This is a genomic window from Plantactinospora sp. B24E8, from assembly GCF_039871735.1.
Lineage (GTDB): Bacteria > Actinomycetota > Actinomycetes > Mycobacteriales > Micromonosporaceae > Plantactinospora.
In genome coordinates this window covers 127,510-149,367 of record NZ_JBDPMH010000004.1, presented here as the reverse complement: position 1 = coordinate 149,367, position 21,858 = coordinate 127,510, and the positions used below count along the sequence as shown (strand labels likewise).

Below are 21,858 nucleotides of genomic sequence, written 5' to 3'. Positions count from 1 at the left end.
GCGACCTACGCCGTGGCGGGTTGCGCCGGGGACGAGCCCACCGGCTGTTCCGCCGACTCCGCCGGGTCGCTCCAGGCGGTCTGGACGAGCCGGGCGCCCCGCCGGGTACAGAGCAGCGCCCGGCCCGGTGGCAGGTTCCGCGGCTTGGTGTTGCCGATCAGCGGCCCCTCGTTCGGCGGACAGGAGAGCGCCACGTCCGGGCTGTTGGTCTCCTGGAGCCGGCGGATCAGCGGATCCATCGACATCCGCATGACGTTCGCCGCGCCCCGGGTCAACACCAGGTGGAAGCCGATGTCCGCGCCCTGCGACAGGTAGGGCATCAGCGGCAGCAGCGGGTTGTCGTGCCCGGCCAGCAGGTCGTAGTCGTCGATCAGGACGAACAGTTGCGGGCCGGTCCACCAGTCCCGGCGGCGCAGCTGCTCCGGCGTCACGTCGGAACCGGGCACCCGGGGCCCGAGACCGGCGACCGCGTCCGCCACGGTCTCCCGGGTCGAGTCGAGGGAGACCGAGTAACCCAACCGGTACGGCTCCGGTACCGCGTCGAAGAGCTGCCGACGGTAGTCGACGATCATGATCCGTGCCTCGGCCGGGGTGTACCGGCGTACCACCGACCGGGCGAGGTGGCGCAGCAGGTTCGTCTTGCCGCTCTCGCTGTCGCCGAGCACGGTCAGGTGCGGCAGGTCGCCGAAGTCGTGCCAGACCGGCTGCATCCCGGCCTCGTCCAGACCCAGCGCGACCCGTACGTCGCCGTGCGGCTCCGGCAGTGTGTCGGCGGGCAGCACCGCGGGCAGCGTACGCACGGGCGGGGCCGCCGCACCGGTCCAGAACTCGCCGACCATCGCCGCCAGCGCGCGTACCCCGTCGCTGACGCCGGCCGGGTCGGCGACGCCGTCGATGCGCGGCAGCGCGGCCAGGAAGTGCAGCTTGTCGGCGGTGAGACCCCGGCCGGGAGACTGCGGCACGGTGGCGGCCATCCGCAGGTCGATGGTGGAGTCGACCGGGTCGCCGAGCCGCAGTTCGAGCCGGGTGCCGATCTGGTCGCGCATCGCGTGGTGCACCTCCGACCACCGGGACGCGGTGAGCATCAGGTGGACGCCGAAGTTGAGGCCCTGCGCGGCGATCTGCCGGACGGCCGGCTCCAGCGCCTCGAACTCCTGCCGAAGGGTGAACCAGCCGTCGACCACGAGGAAGACGTCACCGAGCGGGTCGTCGCCGACCCGTCCGTCCGCCCGGAGCCGCCGGTACGTCGCCATGCCGTCCACGCCGAGGTCGGCGAAGCGCCGCTCCCGTGCGGTGATCAGCCCGGTCACCTCGGCGACGGTGCGGTTGACCCGGTCGGTGTCGAGCCGGCCGGCGACGCTGCCGACGTGCGGCAGGTCGGCGATCGCGCCGAGCCCGCCACCGCCGAAGTCGAGGCAGTAGAACTGCACCTCGTACGGGGTGTGCGTCAACGCCAGGCTGCTGATCAGCGTACGGAGCAGGGTGCTCTTGCCGCTGCGTGGTCCACCGGCGATCCCGACGTGCCCGCCGACGCCCGACAGGTCGGCGACGAGGAGATCCCGGAGCTGCTCGAACGGCTTGTCGACAAAACCCACCGGGGCGGCGAGCCGACTGTTCCCGGGCCAGCCGGCGGCGGTGAGCCCCCGGTCGGGGTCGGGCACCAGGCTCGGCAGCAGTTGGTCCAGGGTCGGCGGGGTGGCCAACGGCGGCAGCCACACCTGGTGTGCCGGCGGTCCGTGGTCGACGAGCTGCTCCACCACGACGCTCAGGACGCTCCGGGTGGCCTCGGGGCCGGGTCCGTCCGCCGGCACGTCCGCTGGCACGTCCGCCGGCACGTCCGGGGTGTTTGGCTCGGTCGGCCGCGGCTCCGGCCGCCGGTGCGGCACGTGGTCGAGCGAGTACGGCACCACCTGCTGCTGCACGATCTCCTGCCGGACCCGGACCGTGGTGCTGCGGTACGGACCCGAGACGTAACCGGCCTTGAACCGGATCAGCGTCGACACGTCGGTCCGCAGGTACCCGTTGCCCGGGGCCGGTGGTAGCTCGTACGCGTCCGGCACCCCGATCACCGACCGGGACTCCAGCACCGAGAAGGTCCGCAGCCCGATCCGGTACGACAGGTGCGACTCGAGCTGGCCGATCCGCCCGTCGTCGACACGCTGACTGGCCAGCAGCAGGTGCACCGCGAGGGATCGACCGAGTCGGCCGATCATGACGAACAGGTCCATGAAGTCGCGGTGGGCGGCGAGCAGTTCGCTGAACTCGTCGACCACGACGCAGAGGGTGGGCAACGGGTCCAGGACGGCGCCCTGGGCCCGGGCCCGCTCGTAGTCCAGCACCGAACTGAAGCCGCCGGCCTGGCGGAGCAGCTCCTGGCGGCGGACCAGTTCACCGTGCAACGCGTCCTGCATCCGGCCGACCAGGGCGGCCTCGTCGGCCAGGTTGGTGATCACCGCCGAGGTGTGCGGCAGCTGGTCGAGGCCGAGGAAGGTCGCACCGCCCTTGAAGTCGACCAGGACGAAGTTCAGCGTCTCGGAGGAGTGGGTGGCGGCCAGCGCCAGCACCAGCGTACGCAGCAGTTCGCTCTTGCCCGATCCGGTGGCGCCGATCAGCATGCCGTGCGGCCCCATCCCGCCGAGCGCGGACTCCTTGAGGTCCAGCTCGACCGGGTTGCCGTCGGCGTCGACGCCGATCGGTACCCGCAGCCGCTGCCCGGCGGACCGGGGCGCCCAGAGCCGCTCCAGGTCGAGCTGGCGCAGGTCGGGGAGGTGCAGCAGGGTGCCGAGGTCGAAGTCCGACTTCAGGTTGTCCGCCGCGGTCTCGGTGACCACCCCCAGCCGGTACGGCGACAGGGTCCGGGCCAGCGCGGCGGCCGCGGCCGGGCCGATCCGGTCCGGGGTGGCGAGCCGGTTGCGTACCTCGTTGCCGACCCGGTCCTGCCGCAGCATGACCAGGTCGTCGCCGTCGACCGCCAGGCAGAGCGCACCCTTGCCGGCCGCCGGCGTCGGGTCGTCCAGGTCGACCAGGACCGCGTTGCGGTAGCCGGCGGTCGCCATCCGGCTGCCGTTGCCGAGTCGCCCGCCGTCCCGCAGCACGACCACGAACGGCTCGTCCCGGCTCGGCGTGGTTCCCGACTCGTACCGGGGTCGGGCGGCGAAGCGCTCGCCGAGAAGCTGCTCCACCTGCTCCACCGTCGCCGCGACCAGTCGTACCGCACCCGCCGCGTCCTGCTCGGTCGGGTGCTGCAGGTGCGGCAGCCACTTCGTCCACTCCCAGGCGGTCACCCCGTCGTCGGCGACACAGAGCACCAGCCGGACCTCCTCCGGGGCGTGGAAGGTCACCAACTGCGCGAGCAGGGCCCGGACCACCGGGCGGGTGTACGCCTTGTCGCCGGCCAGCCGGATCTGTGCAAACCCGCGCAGGAAGAGCGCGATCGGCTGGTCGGAAATGGTGGTGTAGGCGCGGATGAACCGGCGCAGGGACTTCGCCGCCAGCGGCTCCAGGTCCTCGACCGGCTTGGTCTGCATCGGGGTGATCCGCACCGCGAGCCGCTGCTCCCCGGTGCCGACCCGGACCTCCAGGAAGTCCGGGTGGGTGGGCCGGCGTTCCCACCGGCGCGACGTCATCGCCAGCGACCAGAGCGAACGCGGGTCCGGGTGCTGCCAGTCGTTGGCCTCGCGCTGACGCAGGACGTGCTGGCGTACCCGGCGGCGGTTCTGCGCGAGATACCGCAGGTAGTCGCGGCGGTCGGCGCCGAGCCGGGTCCGACGTTCGACCCCGCCGACCGCGAACTGGGCCACCACGATGCCGATCAGCGCCACCGCCAGCAGGGTCAGCACGATCCAGGTGAACGCGCCGCCGCTGCGGTTGATGAAGAGCAGCACCATGACCCCGGACATCAGCGCCACGGGCAGCACCATCATCGCCTGCCGCAGCCCGTTGCGCTGCTGCTCGGGCAGGCCCGGCGGCTCCTGGAGGCTGATCTCGCCGGCGGGCATCTCCGGGCCGGCCCGGCGGGCCGGGCGTCGGAACAGCACCGTACTCAAGGGGCAACCCTCCACGTCGCGGGCGGTTCGCCCGGATCCTCAGGTCGGGTCGGGCCGTCGGATCCGACCGGCCCGCCCCTGCTACGACGGATGCGGAGCCGATTCGGGTCAACCGGCCCGGAAGGTGGTGGAGGGAAATTTGAACCGACGGCGGGCGTGAGCCGTCGTGGGGGGCGTGAGCGTCGCCGCCCCTGCGGAGATGTGCCGACTCGTGGTGGTGGGACCGGGTCGGCAGATCGAGGTAGCCGTACCAGCGAACGTGTTGGTCGCCGACCTGCTTCCCGCGCTGCTGCACCATCTCGGCGAGAAGCTTCCCGACGCCGGGCTGGCGCACGGCGGCTGGGTGCTGCAACGGCTCGGCGGTCCGCCGCTGGACGAGGAGAGCACACCGGCCCTGCTCGGACTCCAGGACGGCGAGACCGTCCACCTGCGACCCCGCTCGGACCAGCTTCCTCCGGTGCACTTCGACGATCTCGCCGACGGACTCGCCACCGGCGTACAGTCCCGGTCCGGGCTCTGGCGGCCCGAGATGATCCGCTGGGCCGCCCTGGGGGTGTACGCGGTCGTCCTGGCGCTCGGCGGCGCCGTGCTGGCCATGCCCGGGCCGCCGCTGGCCCGGACGAGCTGCGCCGCCGCCGTCGCGCTGCTCTGCCTGGCCGGCGCCTTCGGACTCACCCGCGCCGCGGCCGACCGGGGATTCGGCCTGGTGACGGCGGTGGGCGCGATCGGGTACGCCGGCCTGGCCGGCCTGATCGTGCCCGACCTGCACCGGGCCGGCGCGGCCCTGGTCGTCGGCGCGCCGCAGGTCTTCACCGCCTCGGTGGCCGCGCTGACCACGGCGGGGCTGGCCGCCGCGCTGGTCGGCCGGGCGGGACCGTTCTTCGCCGCGGTCGTCTCCGCCGGGCTGCTCGCCGCCCTCGGATCGGGCCTGGCCGCATACGTGCCGCTGGACGCGGGGCAGGCCGCGGCGGTGATCGCGGTGACCGCGACCGTGGCGACGATCCGGGTACCGCTGCTCGCCTTCCGGCTCGCCCGCATCCACCTGGCGCCGCTGCCGACCGAGCCGGAACACCTCCAGGAGGAGATCGACCCGGAACCGAGCGAGCAGCTGATGGCCCGGACCGCCGTGGCCGACCGGTACATGACCGCCCTGTACGCCGGGATGGCGGCGGCCGTCGGGACCTGTCTGGTCCTGCTCGCCCGGACCGGCGGCTGGGCGTCCTGGACCCTGCTCGTCCTGGTCGCCCTGGTCCGGCTGCTGGCCCTGCGACCGATGACCAGCGGCTGGCACCGGCTCGGGCACGCCGTGCCGGCGGTGGCGGGGCTGGTCGCGCTCGCCCTGGTCGGTGCGGCGTCGGCCCCGACAGCGGTCCGGCTGATCCTGCCGGTTGTCGTACCGGCGCTGGCCGGCGTGCTGCTCTTCGCGATCGGGCGCTGGCTGCCCGACCGTCGGATCATGCCGTACTGGGGGCGGACCGGTGACGTGCTCCAACTCGTCTGCACCGTCGCCCTGCTGCCGGTGCTGCTCGCCGTCCTCGGCGCGTACGCCGCCGCGCGGGCACTGGCGGGGTGAGCCGTGCAGTCGCGTCGTGACCAGGTGGAGGCCCAGACGTACGTGCTGGGCAGGCTGACCGGTGCGCTGGTCGCCGCCGAACCGGACGGCCTGGAGAACCCGAACCGCCGGATGGTGGTCGGCATGATCAGCGGGGTGCTGGTCGCCGCACTGGTCGTGGTCGGCTGTCTGATCTTCGGTGCGCTGGTGCCCGGCGGGGCCACCAGGTGGCGGCAGCCCGGCGTGCTGGTGGTGGAGAAGGAGACCGGCACCCGGTACGTCTACCTCGACGGGCTGCTCCGGCCGGTGCTCAACCACACCTCGGCCCGGCTGTTGTTCGGCACCGAGCCGAAGACCGTCACGGTCTCCCGGGCGTCGTTGCGGGGGGTCGGACACGGGCAGCCGGTCGGCATCGTCGGCGCGCCGGACGCGTTGCCGACCGGCGGCACGGTCGACCAGCAGGTGTGGACGGTCTGCGCGGTCGCCGCACCGGACCGGGCCGGCACCATCCTGTCGGCCACCACACTCAGCATCGAGTCGGACGGCGCGCCCCGCGACGACCGGCCGCTCGCCGCGGACGAGGCGATCCTGGTCGAGGCCGAGAAGCAGACCTTCCTGGTGTGGCGGGGGCGTCGGCTGCGGTTGACCGAACCGTGGCTGCTCCGGGTACTCGGGTTCGACGGTGCGGCGTTCCCGGTCTGGACGGGGTGGCTGGAATCCGTACCGGTGGGGCCGGACATCGGGCCGCCGGACGTACCGGGGCGGGGACGGCCGGGTCCGGTGGTCGACGGCCGCCGGGCCACCGTCGGCGAACTGTTCACCGCCCGTACCCCCGGGAACCCGGAGCGGCACTACCTGCTCCAGACGGACGGGCTGGCCGAGCTGAACACGTTCGCGTACACGCTGGTCGCCGCCGACCCGCGGACCGCCCAGGCGTACGCCGGACGGCCGGTGCGGCCGACCGAACTGAGCCCCGCCGCGCTGGCCGTACTGCCGGTCTCCCGGCGACCCGTGCTCGCCGCGGAACTGCCGACGACGCCGCCCCGGCGGGCGGTGGCGCCGGACCGGGGCACCTGGTGCGTACGCCAGTCCATCGCGGACGGTCAGACAGAGGTGACGGTGGACCTGCCGGTGCCGCCCGCCCGCGAGGTGGAGGCCGGCGCGGGGGTGACCTTCAGCTCGCGGACCGTCAACGCGGTCGCCGTGGCGCCGGGCCTCGGCGGACTCGCGCTGGCCGGCCGCGCGGGCCAGGCGGCCGGCTCAGGTCTCTACCTGCTGACGGACGCCGGGGTGAAGTACCCGGTCGGGTCGGCGACGGTGGCGGCCCAGCTCGGTTTTCCGGCGACGACGGCCCGGCCGGTGCCGCGTCGGCTGCTGGAGATGCTGCCGACCGGGCCACTGCTCGACCCGTCCTCGGCGGCGAGGGGGTGATCGGCAGGCCGACGTCGCCCGCCCAGCCCAGGAAAGTGCCATCCCGTATTCATTCGATCAGTGAGGAGTGAGTCATGCCGTCAGGTATGCAGATCGTCGACGAAGGCTCAACCGTCGAACTCGTCAAGGCGTTCGGGGTCGCCTACTCGGACCAGGTCAGCGCGCTGAACCAGGCCAACATGACCCAGGGCGACCTCGCCAGTGGCTGGCAGGGTCAGGCGTCGAACACCTACAGCGCCGGCCTGGACGAGTGGAAGGCCGGTCTGCAAAAGGTGTCGGCCGCGCTCGAGTCGATCCGGGACAGCATGAGCCAGTTCGCCCAGCTGACCCAGAGCACCGAGGACGACAACATCATGTTCGCGCAGCTCCAGCCGGCCACCATGACCCCGGTGCAGGCCGGGACGCCAGCGACTCCGGCGAGCTGGACCTGATTCCCACCCCGCATCCGAGGGAGAAAACGTAAATGGCCAACTATGCGGTTCGTACCTCCGCCATGGACGACGGCGCGACCAGTCTGCAGGGCATCACCGACAAGCTGGCGGCGTCGCTGGAGCAGCTGGAGCAGCGGGCTTCGATGTTCAAGAACGCGAACGCCGGTCTGGCGATCGACGGCTACGACGAGGCCCAGCGGCAGTGGAGCCTGGGCATGACCGAGATGCAGAACGCGCTCCGCGGTCACGCCGGCAACCTGGTCCGGATCAACGACAACTACCTGGAGACCGACCACCGGGGTGCGGCCCTCTTCCAGCGCTGAACCGTCACCTCCGGTTTGGACCACGGCGGCACGGGACTCCGCGCCCGTGTCGCCCTGCCGGCCGTCTCCCGGCGAACATCGCCCCGGTATCTCCGAGAGGACGTGTGTCCCGTGCCAGCCCAGATCACCGTCGACGAGAACTACCTCCGCGCCCTGGCGGAGAAACTGATGACAATGCGTAGCCAGGTAACCCAGGTCAGAGCCGGAGTGAATCCGCTCGACCCGGCCCACCCCCACGGCGAGCGTTTCAACAGTCTGCAGGTCAGGGCGGGTTCGGACAAGTTCGCGGCCGGCGTCAACCTGAAATCGCGGATCGCCGCGGTGGGCAGTCAGGCCGACCAGAAGCTGACCGCCTACGACCAGAAACTGTCGAGCCACGCGCAGGGCATCGCGCACATCATCTCGTCGAGCGACAACGTCGAGCGGGCGAACAACTCGTACGCCACGTTCAACTCGTACCTCGGTGGCCCGAGCCCGAGCCCGGTGCCGGGCCTCGGCAGCGGTCCGACCACCACCTGAGAGATCTGCGGTACCGCGCTTCCAGACCGCGACGCGGACGTGACGGCGTCGAGTGACGTGATGGCGTTGAGTGGAGACCCCCGATGACCCAGCCGAATCCGAACCAGCCGACCACCCTGCCCGGCACCGACCCGCTGGGCCTGCCGGCCTGGGAACAGGGTCTCACCGAGGTGCTCGGTGCCGGCGACATGGACAGTCGCCGGTTCACCCGGCCGGCCTGGCTCACCCTGATCATGGCGGGTACCTACATCAAGGCCGGCAACCAGCCGTGGAACGACTCGATGGGTACGGTGGGCGCGAACGAGTTCACCCTCTACCGGCGTACCGCGGCCAGCATGACGAAGATCGGCGGTCCGCTTTCGAGTGACGGCCAGATAGGCGGGAACTGGCTCGGGGTCTCGCACGAGGCGTTCTGGATCATCAAGGGTCGGGTCGACTGGTACGCGAAGTCGGGCAGCTACTCGCCGCACGAGTACTTCTGGAACGAGTTCTGGAACCACTCGCGGGACATCCTGGACACCCCGCCCACCCCACTGCCGTTGGACCCGCAGAGCTTCCACACCGCCGCGGAGTCGTTCTACAACCTCGCCATGTGGCTGGACAGTTCGGCACAGCGACTCCAGGCCGAGATCGACAGTCTCGGTTCGAGCGGGTCGGGCTTCCAGGGCTCCTCGTCCCAGGCTCTCTCCGACGCCCTGAGGAATCTTCACGGCGAGATGCGGCTGCTGCGGCAGGATCTGGAGACCTCCGACAACTGGGTCCGGATGCTGCACGAGAACGGTGATGCCGCGCAGCGCTTCTGGACCCAGGTACGCCAGGCGTGGGCAGACTTCACCAGTCATCCGGAATACCAGCCGAGTTCGATGGTCGCGGCGGTGATGCGGGACCTGGAACGCGCGATCGACGACCTCGGCCGGAGCACCGACGGTTGGAACAGGAAGGCCTGGGACAACGGTGACCTGGTCGTCTGGGAAAACCTCGAACACTGGTGGATAGGCGTCGACATCGGCGACGGCCGGGGTGCGGTCGATTACGACTTCAAGCATCCGGATGTGGCGTTGAAGGAAATCGACGACCGGATGCACGCGTTTTTCAACCGGGCTGCGGCCTCGCTGCACAACGCGATGGCCGTGCGATTCCAGGAACTGCGGAACAGCTTCGAACACACCTATACGAGCATGGTCGACCTGCAGACGTACGTGCCGATCCCGCCGCCCACCACCGGTTCCGGTTCCGGTTCCGGTGGCGGTGGCGGCCTGGACGACCTGCTCAACAACCTTGGTGGGGGTGGCGGGGGCGCCAACCTGGACGACATTCTCGGCGGTGGGGGTGGCGGCGGTGGGGGTGCCAACCTGGACGACATCCTCGGCGGTGGCGGTGGCGGTGGCGGTGGCGGTGGCGGCGGCGGTGGCGGTGGCGGCGGTGGCGGCGCCGACCTGGAGGACCTCCTCGGCGGTGGCGGCGGCGGCGGAATGTCGGCCTCCGACCTCGGCGGCGGTGGGGCCGGCGCCGGTGGGCTGACCGGCGGCGGTGCCGGCCTTGGTGGCGGCGGCCTGGGAGCCGGTGCCGGCCTTGGCGGGCTGACCGGCGGTGGTGCCGGTCCCGGTGGTGGCGGCCTGGGGCTCGGCGCCGGCCTCGGTGGACTTCCCGGCCTCGGCGGTGGCGGCCTGAACGGCCGGCCCGGCGATGACGAGCAGCCGGCCAAGCCGCCGACCGGACTCCCGGGCACCGGGGACTTCGAGGAAGGTCCGTCGCCGATCGACGAGTTGCCTGGTTCCGGCGGTGGTGGTTCGTTCCCCGGCCTGGGCGGTCCGGGCGGAGGGCTGGATGGTCTGCCGCCGGGTACCGGAGGTGGGTCAGGTTCGGGTTCCGGTGGCGCCCTGCCCGGTCCGGGTGGTTCGGGTTCGGGTGGGTCGTTCCCGGGTCTGGGCGGATCTGGTTCGGGCGGCTCCTTCCCGGGCCTCGGTGGTTCGGGCACCGGCGCTGTCGGGGCCAACGACTTCTTCGGCGGCAGCGCCGGCGGTGAACATCCGGAACTCGGCGGCGCGGGGGGCGTGGGGCTCGGTGGCGGCGGTTCCGGTGGGCAGTGGAGCCCCGGCACCCCGCCGCCGAACGGGCTGATGGTCGGCGCGCTCGGTCCCGCGCCGGTCAGCCCCGATGCCGGCATCGAGGGTCTGATCCCGCCGTCCACCGGCGCGGCGGGTCCGGGCGGATTCGGCGGGGGATACCCGCCCATGATGCCGCCGATGGGCGGCATGGGAGCAGGTGGTGGGCAGCAGGAGAAGGATCGCGAGCGCACCACCTGGTTGGCCGAGGAGGAGGAGGTCTGGGGAACCGACCCGGACGTCGCTCCGGCGGTCATCGGCCGGGACGAGGTGCCCTCGGCCCCCGGTGGCGAGCGCACTCCCTGGTCGCCGACCGGGCCCGGCACGCCCGCGTCCCCGTTCGGGCCGGCCAGAGGCACCGGCCGACAGACCAACCGCGCCAACTGAGGAGGAGTCGAACGTGACCAGCCCGCTGCACGACAGGATCGAGCAGGCGTACGCCGAGTTCGAACGGCAGAAGCAGGCGATCACCGAGGTCAGACGGGAACTGTCGACGGCGCAGACGACGGTCACCGCCAAGAACCGGGCGCTCACCGTCACGGTGGACGGTCGGGGAGACCTGGTGGAGATCAGGTTTCCGACGAACTCGTACCGGACGATGGCGCCGGCCGAACTGGCGAACCTCCTCATGGAGACCGTCAAGACCGCCCGGGACCAGGCGAGGGGACGGACGGCGAACGCGTTCCAGACGTTACTGCCGACCGGTCTGCCGCTCCTGGACATGCTCAACGGAACGGCGGACTTCGACGACCTGATGCGGGAGACGGTGCGGGTGGTGACCGAGCCGTTCCCGAGTGCCGGGGGCGAGGGGGCGACCGATGGCCGCTGACCACCTTCGGGCCGACACGGACCTGGTCGACAACGACAAGCTCGTCCCGCCGTTCGCGCACATGTCGGTGGTCGGGGAGAGGTTCAGGCACGTCACGAGCCAGAACGTCCCGCCCGGGACGGTCCGGGGCGACGTCGACCGGCAGATCCACGACCGACTCGCGGTGCAGATCGAACTGGTCACCGCCGTGATCGACGGCATCACCCGGCTCGCCCACGGCGACACCGACGACGTCGGCAGTTGGCGTTCCCTCCTCGAGAACGTGGAGGACGACAACTCCGACCTGGCGCGCTCGGGCGGCGACCGGGTGCCGCCCAGGCACTGAGCGTCCGACCGGACGGCACCCCCGTCCGGAGCGGGACGGACCAGACCCCGGACGAACCAGAAGGACCAGACCCGACGATGAGCCAGACAATCGAGAGCCGGCCGGACCAGAGCGCCGCCTTCCACCAGATGCTGCTGCGGATGGCCGGTCGGCTGCCCGACGAGTTGATCGTCGAGGCCCGCCGCTGGCTGGTCGAGGGCGAGTTCGCGGAGATCAGCCAGGCGGTGGTCTTCGCCGCGCTCGCCGGGCGGATCGCGGTGACCGGGGCCGAGGCCACACTGCTGGCCGACGTCCTCGGTGCCGCCGGTGAGGACGTCGAGGCGCTGGCCGACCTCGAACGTTCCGACGCCGACCCGCAACCGGTGTACGGGGTGGCACCGGTCAGCCCCGAGGTGCTGGCCGAGCACGGCCCCGACGTTCCGTACAGCATCGACCTGACCGTGCCGTACCCCGGACCGGGCGGACCGGACGGAGTCGACGCCGCGGCGGTCGCGGCGGCGGCGTCGATCGCCGCCGGGTACCCGGTCCGCGCGCTCTGGCGCTTTTGGCGGTTTCCGGCGGGGGACACCCGGTGGCCGCCGGCCCGTCGGGTGTACCTGCTGCAGGCGGACGACGAGGCGTCGCTACCCGGGCTGGCCGTCCGGCTCCAGGCCGCGCTGGCCGCCGCCGGGGAGACCCATCCGCAGGTGGAGGTCTTCCGCGACCCGGACACACTGCCGGCGTACCAGCGGACCGGGCTCGGCTTCGCCGCGCTGCTCTGGACGGCCACGCCGGCGGTGGTGCCCCTCGTCGCCCGGGTGTTCGACACCTTCGAGCCCGACTCCGGTCCCGGGTTCGAGCCGACGCATCCCCGGCTCGACGAGGCCGAACGGGAGCGGGTCGCCGGCTATCTCGACGCGGGGGTGCCGCTGCTGATCACGCCGGATCTCGCGCCGGACGTACTCGACCCGGAGCGGCCCGAGGTGGTGCCGGCCGTGGTCCGGACCGACGGACGGTGGATCTGGACCGACGCGGTCGGCTACTACCTGCGCGGCTACGGCCTGGCGCCCGACGCCGGCCTCCTCGAGGCGATCCGGGCGAACGACTACCTGCCGCCCGAGGTCGACGCGGTGGCGATGCACCGGGCGTTGTCGGTGCTCTACGCCACGGCGACCGGTGACCCGGCCGACGGCCCGACCGTGGCTGACCCGGTCGACGTCCCGACCGCCGTGGGGGTGGCCGCCGGCCCGACCGTGGCTGACCCGGATCCTGCCCCGACCGCTGTCGTGGTGGACAACTCCGGGACGAGGTCGGCGTACGTCGACCGGGTCGGAGGTGGGTTGCCGTCCGCCCGGTTCGACTGAACCGGGCGTCTGGTTGAACCGAACACGGGCGACGTCCGTCGTGTTGCGGGAAGCCGTTGCTGAGGGGGATCGAGCTGAGGGGGATCGAACAGTGCCGACGACGCCCGGTGATGGTGTGCCGTCCTGGTTCCGACGTACCGGCCTGCGCGACCGGCTCCGCCGGCAGGGCAAGCTGTCCGGCGACCTGTTTCGCCGGCTCGCCCGCCTGTCCGGCGACCTGTTTCGCCGGCTCGACCCGGTCCGGCGGGCGATGGCGGTGCTCCTGCTGTTGGTGCTGGTCGGAGTGGCCGGGGTGGTGGCCAGCGCTGGCTTCGGCAGCGCCACCGCCGAGGCGACCCAGCGGGTCGGTCGGCCGGTGCCGGCCGGCGAGGCACGGGTGATCGCCGCCGCCGGGCTCTCCTGTCCGGCGCTCACCCCGGCCAGGCTCGCCGGGCAACTGATGGCGGCGTCCGGCTTCGACGCCGCCGCCACCACCGCCACCGGTCGTGGCGTGGCCGGGCTGAGTGACGCCGCCTGGGAGCGGTGGAAGCCGCGCGCGTCGGCCCGGCGCGACGACCCCGCCGCCAACATCCTGGCGCTCGCCCACCTCACCTGCGACCTGGTCGGACAGGTACGGCACGCCGGCATCGGCGGTGACCCCTGGCGACTCGCCCTCGGCGCGTACCACTCGGGACTGGCCGCGGTACGCGAGACCAGGGGGGTCCCCGCCCCCGCCCGGCAGTACGTGGACACCGTCGCCGGCTACGCCGCCTGGTACGCCCACCAGCCGGGCACCGGTGGCGGCGGACCGACCAGCACGAGGGGCCCGGTCGGCACGGTGCCCGGCAGGGGCACCGACCCGAAGCCGGTGCCGGACGACTACCTGGCCGCCATCCGGGCGGCCGGACACCGCTGCGCCGCCGTGACACCGGCCCGGGTGGCGGCCCAGCTGATGGCCTCCTCCGGCTTCAACCCGAACCTGCTCGGCCCGCAGGGCGGACAGGGGATCGCCCAGTTCACCCCCGAGCTGTGGGCCCGGTACGCGCCGTTCGCCACCGCCACCTCGCCCTGGGACCCGGCGGCCGCCGTACCGGCGCTCGGGCGGGCGATGTGTTCGCTGGTCGGTGAGTTGAGCGGGGTGGGTGGCGATCCGTACCTGACGGCGGTGGCCGCGTTCCGGGTCGGTCCGGACGCGGTGCGTCAGGCCGGCGGGGTGCCGGACAACGCCGGCCTGCGTGACCATCTCGACCTGGTGACGTCCTACGCCGACCACTACTACGGCAGGGATCCCAGGCTGGGCGGCAGTCCGTCGGCGCCCACGGGTGGCAAGCCTTCGACGCGTCCGACCGGCACCGCACCGCCGACCGGGGTCCGTCCACCGCCCGCCCGCCCGCCGGTGCGGACGCAGTCGCCGACCCGACCGCCGAGGGCCCCGGCCACGACACGTCCCCCGGCGAAGCCCGACTGGCAGACCCGGGTGGTCAACGGTACCTCCGTCCTGCGGCCCGGGCAGTCGTGGAGCACCAACCGACTCAGGCTGACCCTCACCGCCAACGGCAACCTTGCCCTCTACGACCAGGGGCGCCTGGTCTGGAGCGCGGGTACCGGGGGCCGGGGCGCCGCGGAACTGGTCTTCCAGGCTGACGGCAACTTCGTGCTGTACACGTCGAGGAAGGCGACGATCTGGAGTACGCGTACCGACGGTCACGACGGCGCGATCCTCGTCCTGCAGGCGGACGGCAACGTCACCATCTCGCAGCACGGCCGGACGCTCTGGCAGACCGGCACGGCGAAGGCGAGCTGACCCGGCCGCACCCCGGCCCCGACACCACGAATCCCCTGTCCGGTCCGTCGAAACGAGGAGATCTGCCCGATGCCCGAGGGCTGGTCCGATCCAGCGCGGACGGCCGGGGTCGCCGTGGAAGCCGTCGGTGACGTGCTCGTCCTGCGCGGCGCGGCAGACCCGCTGGAGCCGCTGGTCGCGCTGGCCACGGCGGTTCCGGCGGAGTCCGGACCGGCGGCGGTGCTGAGCGCACCCCCGGTCACCGGCCGGGAGGACTTCTTCGAACTCGTCGCGGACCTGTTGGTCGAGCACCTCGGCGGCAGCATCGGGGCGGTCCGCCTGATCGCGCTCGGCGGGTACGCGGGATCGGTCGAGGTGGTACCGGCGGCGCGGCGGTTGGCCGAGTGGGTCGGCCAGGAGGTCCTGCTACCCGTTTCCGGACTGGCCCTGGCACCCGACGGGTGCACCCTCCGGCCGGCCGGTGACCCGGCCGAGCCGACCTGGGTACGGTGTCCGCCCGGCGGGGCGCCCCGGCCCGCTGCTGCCTGGCCGCCGACCGGGCCGTCGTTTGCCGCCCCGGTCGAGTCGCCGGTCTCCCCGGCGGCGCCGGCCGCTCCGGAGCCGGCTCCGGCGGTCGGGGCGCCGGCCCGAGCCCGGTCGACCGGTCCGGGGCGCTGGAACTGGCCGGCGGGCGGATCCTGGTGGCTCGTACGGGCCGCTGCGGACGCCGGGCTCGCGGTCGTACCCCGGACACGCCCGGACGTCGTGTGGCGGCCCGCCCGTCCGACGGCCGCGGCGCCCCGGGCCGAGGCGGCGGTCACCCCGCCGTCGACCGACCTGCCGGGGGTACGCACCCGCGCCGGCTGGTCGTTCCTCGAACGGCCAGGAAACCGGAATGTTGCCGCCCTGGCCGGCTTTGTCGTCGAGGTCGGCGTCAGCGTGACCGGGTTCCAGGTCCTCGGCCGCCCGCAGTCCCCCCGCGCGCTGGCCCGGATGCTCGCCTCCTGCCACCGGGACACCCGTCAGCCGGTCGTGGTCGTCGCCCGTGGGGTCACCGTCAGCGGAGCGGCCGCCGACCTGCTGTACGGGGGACTGGCCGACGCGTTGGGGGTCCCGGTCCACGCCGCCGACGCGGCGGTGGAGTTGTCCGCCACCGGTCTGCTCAGGACCTCCGGCACGTTCCGCCGGTGGAGTCCCCGGCCGGTGCGGGTGGGTGACCGACGGCCGCCGCGTCAGGTCCGGGCACTCGGCCCGGTGCTGCCGCCACTGCCTGTTGTCGTGTCCGGTGACGCCCGGCCGGTGTCCGGTGGCGTCGTGCTGACGTTCGGCGCCGTCACGTCAGCACCCCGTCATGCAGGGGCGACCTCCGGGCATCCGACGTCAGCACCCCGTCCTGCGGAGCCGGTGCCGCCGCGGACCGAGCCGGTGGTGTTGGGCCGGGCGATCGTCGACCTGCTCGATCCGGAGCGCTGGCGGACGCTCGGCGCCACACCGGTGGCCGAGATGTCGGTGCTGCCCGGACCGGTGTCGCCGACGGCCCTGCCGGGCGCCGGCGCCGGGGTGGCGACCGTCGTACCCGCCCCGGCCGCCGGCACCGCCACGCCCGCCGGGCCAGGTGCCGACCCGGCGGGGCCGCCCGAGCCGACGGTCGACCAGGTCACCGGTGGCACGTTCGTGCCGGAGAGCAGCATCGTCGCCGCCGGTTCGACCCTCCCGACCGCGGCCACGCTGTCCGGGCTGTCCGGGCTGTCCGGGCTGTCCATGAGCGACGAGCTGTCCGAGGCGGACGGCAACGGGCCCGGCCAGGTCGTACCGGCGCCCGGCCCCGGGACCGGTGGTTTTGTCGCCGCCTCGTCCGTGTCTCCACGCTGGCTCTCCGAGGCCGACGTCGAGACGGTCGTCGCCCAGCGGCCCGCGTTGCGGTCGGCGGTCGGCGGCCGGTACGACGCCCACGCGCGGGTGGTCACCCGGACGTTGGCCGAGTCGCCCGGACTGCGTGCCACACCGGGCGGCCTCGCGGACCTCACCGCGGGGCTGGTCGCGGTCCGGGCGTACTGCGACGGCGAGCGTGATCTCGTCAACGAGGTGCTGCGCGGCGCCGGCCCGGTGGAGCAGGTCACCCGGTTGGGGCTGCTGGCCCGCTGGGCCAGCTACGGACTGCACCGGATGCCGTCGGTGTTCGGTCCGGTCTTCCGGCCCGGTCCCGCCGGCTCCGGGTACGTCGCCGGATACCGCCCCGGCGACGTACTCGTCGAGCCGGCCTTCGTCGACGTGGACCTGCGGCCCGGTCGGCCCCCGGAGTCCGGCGTCGAATTCGCCATCTGGTCGATCAGCGCCCGCCGCCTCGCCGGCCTCGGCGCCGGTACCGGCACCGGAGGTGGCCTGTTCGCGTCGGGGAGCCGGTTCCTGGTGCTCGCCGTCGACGGCCCGGGCGACGGCGCCGGGCCGGTACGGGTGTTCCTACGGGATCTCGGTGCCCTCCGGAGTACGCCGGGCCGGGCCGTCCGGGACGACCCGGAGCGGATCCTGGCCCAACTGCGGGCGGTGCCCCGGGCCGACGACGGTGCTACTACCGACGCGGCGCCGTCGCGGTTCGCCCCGGGGCTGGACGACAACGGGCGACCTTTCCCTCCGCCGGTGGAATCCACCGGCGGCGCTGCCGGATCAGGTGGAGAAGCGTGAGTAACAGCATGCTGTTGGTGTCCCAGACCGACCCCGGATGCCTGCCGACCATCGCGGACGCCGTGCGGGCCGCCGGGCCGGGGGCCACCGTCGTCGTCCAGCCCGGCACGTACCGCGAGCAGGTACGGCTGACCGGGGACGTCACCGTGACCGCCGAAGACGGCCCGGGCACCGTGACGATCGACGGCGGAGCTGGGGTGGCGGTGTTCGCCGCCGGTGGCGTGGGCACGTTACGCGGCCTGACGGTCCGGGGTGGGGGCGCCGACCTGCCCGCGATCCAGCTCGGTCGTGGCACGCTGCATCTGGTCGACTGTGAGGTCGTCGGAGCCGGGATCGTGGCGGTGCACGTGCCCGGCGGCCGTCTCGACATGACCGACTGCCGCGTCAACAACCCGGCCGGGGCCGGCTTCCTGGTCGACGGAGGCGGCACCGGCACGGTCGTCCGGACCGAGGTACGCGGCGTCGGCAGTACCGGAATCGTGATCGCCGGCGGTGCCGACCCGGTGTTCCGGCACTGCACCGTGACCGACGGCCGGGGCGTCGGAGTGCTCTCCACCGGGGGCGGCCGGGGCCGCGTCGAGGACTGCCGGATCAGCGCCGTCGAGGGTGCCGGGGTGGCTGTCGAGGGGGACGGCGCCGTGCGGGTGGTACGGACGACGGTGCACGACACGCCGGGCGCGGGTGTCCTGGTCGCCGGCGGCACGCCCACGTTCGAGGAGTGTGAGGTCCGGGCTGTCGGTGGGCACGGCGTGGTCCTGACCGACCGCGCGAACCCGGTACTTCGTCGGTGCCGGGTGGACGGTGCGGCCGGGCACGGGCTGTACGTGCTGGAGTCGGCGACCGGCGAGTTCACCGACGGGGAGATCGACGGAACCGGGGCAGCCGCGGTGGCGGTCAGCGGCTCGGCGACGCCCCGGATCGAGGGTGGGCGGGTGTCAGGTGGTGTGGGGGTGGGCCTGCTGTTCGAGGCCGACGCGGCGGGCACGGTACGCGGCACAACTGTCCGGGGTGGACAGGTCGGTCTGCTGGTCCAGGGCTCGGCGTCTCCGGTGGTCGAGGATGTCACCATCACCGGCTGCACCGACCACGGTGTACGGGTGACCGACAGCGCCCGGCCGACCGTGCACGGCGGTCAGGTCGACGGCTGCCGGGCGGGCGGCTTCCTGGTCGCCGGCGGCGCGGCCCTGACGGTCGACGAGGCCACGGTCCGGGGCGGCACGAACGCGCTGCTGCTGGCCCCTGGCGGTACGGCAACGGTGACCGCCTGTGACTTCCGGGCGGCCCGGGACGCGGGAATCCTGCTGCGGCAGGACGCCGAGCTGACCCTGCGGCGTACCCGGGTCCAGGACAGCGGCGGGCCGGGAGTCCGGTTCGGCCCCGGCTCGTCCGGCCGGCTCGACGGCTGCGAACTGGTCGGGAACGCCGGTGACGGCCTGCTGGTCGAGACGGTGGAACGGGTCCGGGTACGGACGACCACGATCGTCAACAACGGCGGCGAGCGGATCCGGTTGGTGGTGCCGAGCAGTGCGCTCGACGTGGACGAGCAGGAGACCGCGCCGCCGGCCCGGCCGGTGTCGGCCGGTGAGCCGCCCCGGGAGGATCCGTCCCCTGGGCGGCCGGCCTCCGTCGTACCGGGGACGCCCGGCCCGGGCGACCCGGGGAACGCGGTGGGCGGCGTCCAGCCGGCGGCCGTCGGACCGGAGGGTCTGACCCGGCCCACGGTCGACCCGGCGACGCCGCTGCTCGCGGAGCTGGACGGGCTGGTCGGGCTGGCCGGGGTGAAGCGTGAGGTGGCGACGTTGGTCGGACTGCACCGGGTCGGCCAACGGCGGGCGGCCGCCGGCCTGCCGGCGCCGCCGATGTCCCGGCACATGGTCTTCGCCGGTGCTCCGGGCACCGGCAAGACCACCGTGGCCCGCCTGTACGGGCGGATTCTCGCCGCGCTCGGCGTGCTGCGGACCGGCCAGCTGGTCGAGGTGTCCCGGGCCGACCTGGTCGCCGAGCACATCGGCGGCACCGCCGTGAAGACCACCGAGAGGTTCAACGAGGCGCGGGGCGGGGTGTTCTTCGTCGACGAGGCGTACACGCTCGCCGCCGTGGAGGGCGGTTCCGGCCACGACTTCGGTCGGGAGGCGATCGACACGCTGGTCAAGCTGATGGAGGACCACCGCGACGAGGTGGTGGTGATCGTCGCCGGATACTCCGCCCAGATGCGTTCGTTCCTGGATTCCAACCCGGGGCTCGCCTCCCGGTTCTCCAGGTCGGTCGAGTTCGAGAGTTACTCGACCGAGGAACTGGTCACCATCGTCGAGCGACTGTGCAGCACGCACCACTACTCGCTGGAGTACGACACGCGGCTGGCCCTGGCCCGGCTGTTCGACGGGATGGACCGGGACGCGAACTTCGGTAACGCCCGGGTGGCCCGGAAGGTGTTCGAGGAGATGGTCGGGCGGCAGGCGTTCCGGTTGTCGGAGGCCGGTTCGTCGTCGGGCGTGGAGTTGGCGCAGCTTCTGCCGCAGGACCTCGGAGAGGTGGCGAAGAGCGGCGGACCGGCGGGGGTGGCCCGCGACGACGAGGTCAACCAGTTGCTCGCCCGACTCAACGGGATGATCGGGTTGAGTGCGGTGAAGCGCGAGGTGGCCGACATGATCGACCTGCTCGCCACCATCCGGACCCGGGTCGAGGCGGGGCTGCCGGCACCGTCGGTCTCCCGGCACCTGGTCTTCTCCGGGCCGCCCGGCACCGGTAAGACCACGGTGGCCCGGCTGTACGGCCAACTGCTGACCGCGCTCGGCGTACTGGCGGGTGGGCAGTTGGTCGAGGTGGCCCGGGCGGACCTGGTCGGTGAGTACATCGGGCACACCGCCCAACGCACCCGGGAGGCGTTCGACCGGGCCCGGGGCGGGGTGCTCTTCATCGACGAGGCGTACACCCTGGCGCCGCCGGATGCCCGGCAGGACTTCGGTCGGGAGGCGATCGACACGCTGGTCAAGTTGATGGAGGACCACCGGGACGAGGTGGTGGTGATCGCCGCCGGGTACGAGGAGGAGATCGAGGAGTTTCTGTCCGCCAACGCGGGTCTGGCGTCCCGGTTCTCCCGCCGGATCCACTTCGCCAACTACGACGCGAACGACCTGGTGGCCATCTTTCAGGGCCTGGCCTCGGCCAGCGGCTACGAGTGCGGCGGCCGGACGCTGGTGGCGCTGCGTGAGCACTTCGAGCGGGTGCCGAAGACGCGCTCCTTCGGCAACGGCCGCTACGCCCGGCAGGTGCTCGACGAGGCGGTCACCCGGCAGGCCGGCCGACTCCGCTCGCTGCGTGCGCCCACTGTGGACCAGCTGAGGACGTTGCTGGTCGAGGATCTGGTGCCCACGGCGCCGGTGGTCGTATAAAAGGCTGCTCCCGCATGCCCCGATAAATTGGCTGAACATTTGCTTGATCGGGGTGAAGTCGATCGTATGCTCATCGGAGCCGCAGCCGGTTCACAAGGCCGGAGGGTGGCGCGTGCCAGACAGTCACGGCGATCCGGTGAAAGGGCGACTCGGTGTTTGCACTGGCCAACCCCTGCGATACGGTCCAGGAGACCCGAACCGGAACCGATGGCGCGGGACCGGTCGATACTGCGGGAGCGCAGGCGCGAATGCGTCAGTTGCACGTCGAACACGCCGAGCCGCTCTATCGATTCCTGCTTCGGTTAACGTGGGGTGAACAACACCTTGCCGAAGATCTGCTCCAGGAGACAATGCTGCAGGCGTGGCGGCATCTCGACCGCTTACCCGCCGAGGGTGAGTCGGTCCGCCGGTGGCTTTTCATCGTCGCCAGACGGATCGCCATCGACGCGGCCCGCGCCCGACAGGCGCGACCCACCGAGGTCGGGGTGATCGACCTGACCGGGATCCCGGGACGCAGTGACCTGGTGGAGTGTGTGGTGGCCGAGCAGACGGTCCGGCGGGCGTTGCCGAAGTTGAGCGCCGCCCATCGGGCGGTGCTCAACGAGTTGTACTTCCAGGGCCGCTCGACCGACGAGGCCGCCGCCCGGCTCGGCATACCCGAGGGGACCGTCAAGTCCCGGGCGCACTACGCGCTTCGGGCCCTCCGGGCCGCGATCGGACCCACGGACCTGGACTGACGTCGGCGGGTGTGCGCCGCGCCACCTGGTGAAGAGCGGGTACGCTGCGGGCACGTCACCGGGGCGAGGTGGGCTCACCCCGACCAGTCGCCCATCGCGGGCGATGTCACCGAGTAGGTCCGACGCGCTGATGATCGAGGACGGCGAGGGCGACGACGCTCTCTGCGCAGATTGTGGGCCGTACCTGATGGGTGCGCTCGCCCCGGACGCCGTGGTCGCCTTCGAGGGCCACCTCACCGGCTGTGTCGCCTGCCAGGACGAGTGCGAGGCGCTCGGTCCGCTGGTGAGCGCCCTGGGGCACGTCGCACCGGACGAGGTGGCCGCCGGCGGCGCCGCCGACAACTGAGTCGGCGCCACCTGGAGGTCGCCCGAGGCGTGGGC

The 21,858-nt window shown here is 72.9% G+C and carries 15 protein-coding genes; 14 read left to right on the top strand and 1 reads right to left on the bottom strand.

The window, feature by feature from the left end; translation table 11 throughout:
- Window positions 1–5: 5 nt before the first annotated feature.
- Window positions 6–3,998, bottom strand: a complete 3,993-nt coding sequence (eccCa, locus tag ABGB21_RS08820; RefSeq protein ID WP_347677440.1) for a type VII secretion protein EccCa — start codon at window positions 3,996–3,998, stop codon at window positions 6–8.
- 223 nt (window positions 3,999–4,221) lie between these two features.
- Between eccCa and eccD the strand changes: the two genes are divergently transcribed.
- The 14 genes from eccD to ABGB21_RS08750 all read left to right on the top strand — a co-directional run bounded on the left by eccD (window position 4,222) and on the right by ABGB21_RS08750 (window position 21,823).
- Window positions 4,222–5,619 (top strand): type VII secretion integral membrane protein EccD, encoded by a 1,398-nt coding sequence (gene eccD / locus ABGB21_RS08815; protein ID WP_347651196.1) that lies wholly within the window; start codon window positions 4,222–4,224, stop codon window positions 5,617–5,619.
- A 3-nt stretch (window positions 5,620–5,622) separates the two neighbouring features.
- Complete coding sequence (gene eccB, locus ABGB21_RS08810) at window positions 5,623–7,029, top strand: type VII secretion protein EccB (RefSeq protein ID WP_347677277.1); 1,407 nt, start codon at window positions 5,623–5,625, stop codon at window positions 7,027–7,029.
- 74 nt (window positions 7,030–7,103) lie between these two features.
- Complete coding sequence (locus tag ABGB21_RS08805; RefSeq protein WP_347651193.1) at window positions 7,104–7,460, top strand: WXG100 family type VII secretion target; 357 nt, start codon at window positions 7,104–7,106, stop codon at window positions 7,458–7,460.
- Window positions 7,461–7,492: 32 nt separating this feature from the next.
- Window positions 7,493–7,783, top strand: a complete 291-nt coding sequence (locus tag ABGB21_RS08800; RefSeq protein ID WP_347651192.1) for a WXG100 family type VII secretion target — start codon at window positions 7,493–7,495, stop codon at window positions 7,781–7,783.
- Window positions 7,784–7,894: 111 nt separating this feature from the next.
- Window positions 7,895–8,302, top strand: a complete 408-nt coding sequence (locus ABGB21_RS08795; protein WP_347677275.1) for a hypothetical protein — start codon at window positions 7,895–7,897, stop codon at window positions 8,300–8,302.
- 83 nt (window positions 8,303–8,385) lie between these two features.
- Window positions 8,386–10,794 carry a hypothetical protein gene (locus ABGB21_RS08790; RefSeq protein WP_347677273.1) on the top strand — a complete coding sequence of 803 codons (2,409 nt, stop codon included), beginning with the start codon at window positions 8,386–8,388 and terminating at the stop codon, window positions 10,792–10,794.
- Window positions 10,795–10,807: 13 nt separating this feature from the next.
- Window positions 10,808–11,236, top strand: a complete 429-nt coding sequence (locus ABGB21_RS08785; RefSeq protein ID WP_347651189.1) for a YbaB/EbfC family nucleoid-associated protein — start codon at window positions 10,808–10,810, stop codon at window positions 11,234–11,236.
- The gene (locus tag ABGB21_RS08780; protein ID WP_347651188.1) at window positions 11,226–11,561 is read left to right on the top strand and encodes a hypothetical protein; all 336 of its coding nucleotides are present in this window, start codon (window positions 11,226–11,228) and stop codon (window positions 11,559–11,561) included. Before ABGB21_RS08785 ends, ABGB21_RS08780 begins: the two co-directional genes overlap by 11 nt.
- Before the next feature lie 77 nt (window positions 11,562–11,638).
- Window positions 11,639–12,904 (top strand): hypothetical protein, encoded by a 1,266-nt coding sequence (locus tag ABGB21_RS08775; protein WP_347677271.1) that lies wholly within the window; start codon window positions 11,639–11,641, stop codon window positions 12,902–12,904.
- Between the two features lie 91 nt (window positions 12,905–12,995).
- Complete coding sequence (locus tag ABGB21_RS08770; RefSeq protein WP_347677269.1) at window positions 12,996–14,687, top strand: hypothetical protein; 1,692 nt, start codon at window positions 12,996–12,998, stop codon at window positions 14,685–14,687.
- Window positions 14,688–14,756: 69 nt separating this feature from the next.
- Window positions 14,757–17,348 (top strand): hypothetical protein, encoded by a 2,592-nt coding sequence (locus ABGB21_RS08765; protein ID WP_347677267.1) that lies wholly within the window; start codon window positions 14,757–14,759, stop codon window positions 17,346–17,348.
- Window positions 17,345–20,740 (top strand): right-handed parallel beta-helix repeat-containing protein, encoded by a 3,396-nt coding sequence (locus ABGB21_RS08760; RefSeq protein WP_347677265.1) that lies wholly within the window; start codon window positions 17,345–17,347, stop codon window positions 20,738–20,740. Before ABGB21_RS08765 ends, ABGB21_RS08760 begins: the two co-directional genes overlap by 4 nt.
- Window positions 20,741–20,988: 248 nt before the next feature.
- Entirely contained in the window at window positions 20,989–21,477 is a 489-nt protein-coding gene (locus ABGB21_RS08755; protein WP_347651183.1) for a sigma-70 family RNA polymerase sigma factor, read from the top strand.
- Between the two features lie 103 nt (window positions 21,478–21,580).
- Entirely contained in the window at window positions 21,581–21,823 is a 243-nt protein-coding gene (locus tag ABGB21_RS08750; RefSeq protein WP_347651182.1) for a hypothetical protein, read from the top strand.
- Window positions 21,824–21,858: the final 35 nt, after the last annotated feature.

Bases quoted from the DNA above. Each gene is read 5' to 3' on its own strand.
- eccCa (WP_347677440.1), bottom strand. From the start codon at position 3,998: ATGCCCGCCGGCGAGATCAGCCTCCAGGAGCCGCCGGGCCTGCCCGAG.
- ABGB21_RS08805 (WP_347651193.1), top strand. From the start codon at position 7,104: ATGCCGTCAGGTATGCAGATCGTCGACGAAGGCTCAACCGTCGAACTC.
- ABGB21_RS08800 (WP_347651192.1), top strand. From the start codon at position 7,493: ATGGCCAACTATGCGGTTCGTACCTCCGCCATGGACGACGGCGCGACC.
- ABGB21_RS08790 (WP_347677273.1), top strand. From the start codon at position 8,386: ATGACCCAGCCGAATCCGAACCAGCCGACCACCCTGCCCGGCACCGAC.
- ABGB21_RS08780 (WP_347651188.1), top strand. From the start codon at position 11,226: ATGGCCGCTGACCACCTTCGGGCCGACACGGACCTGGTCGACAACGAC.
- ABGB21_RS08775 (WP_347677271.1), top strand. From the start codon at position 11,639: ATGAGCCAGACAATCGAGAGCCGGCCGGACCAGAGCGCCGCCTTCCAC.
- ABGB21_RS08765 (WP_347677267.1), top strand. From the start codon at position 14,757: ATGCCCGAGGGCTGGTCCGATCCAGCGCGGACGGCCGGGGTCGCCGTG.
- ABGB21_RS08755 (WP_347651183.1), top strand. From the start codon at position 20,989: ATGCGTCAGTTGCACGTCGAACACGCCGAGCCGCTCTATCGATTCCTG.
- ABGB21_RS08750 (WP_347651182.1), top strand. From the start codon at position 21,581: ATGTCACCGAGTAGGTCCGACGCGCTGATGATCGAGGACGGCGAGGGC.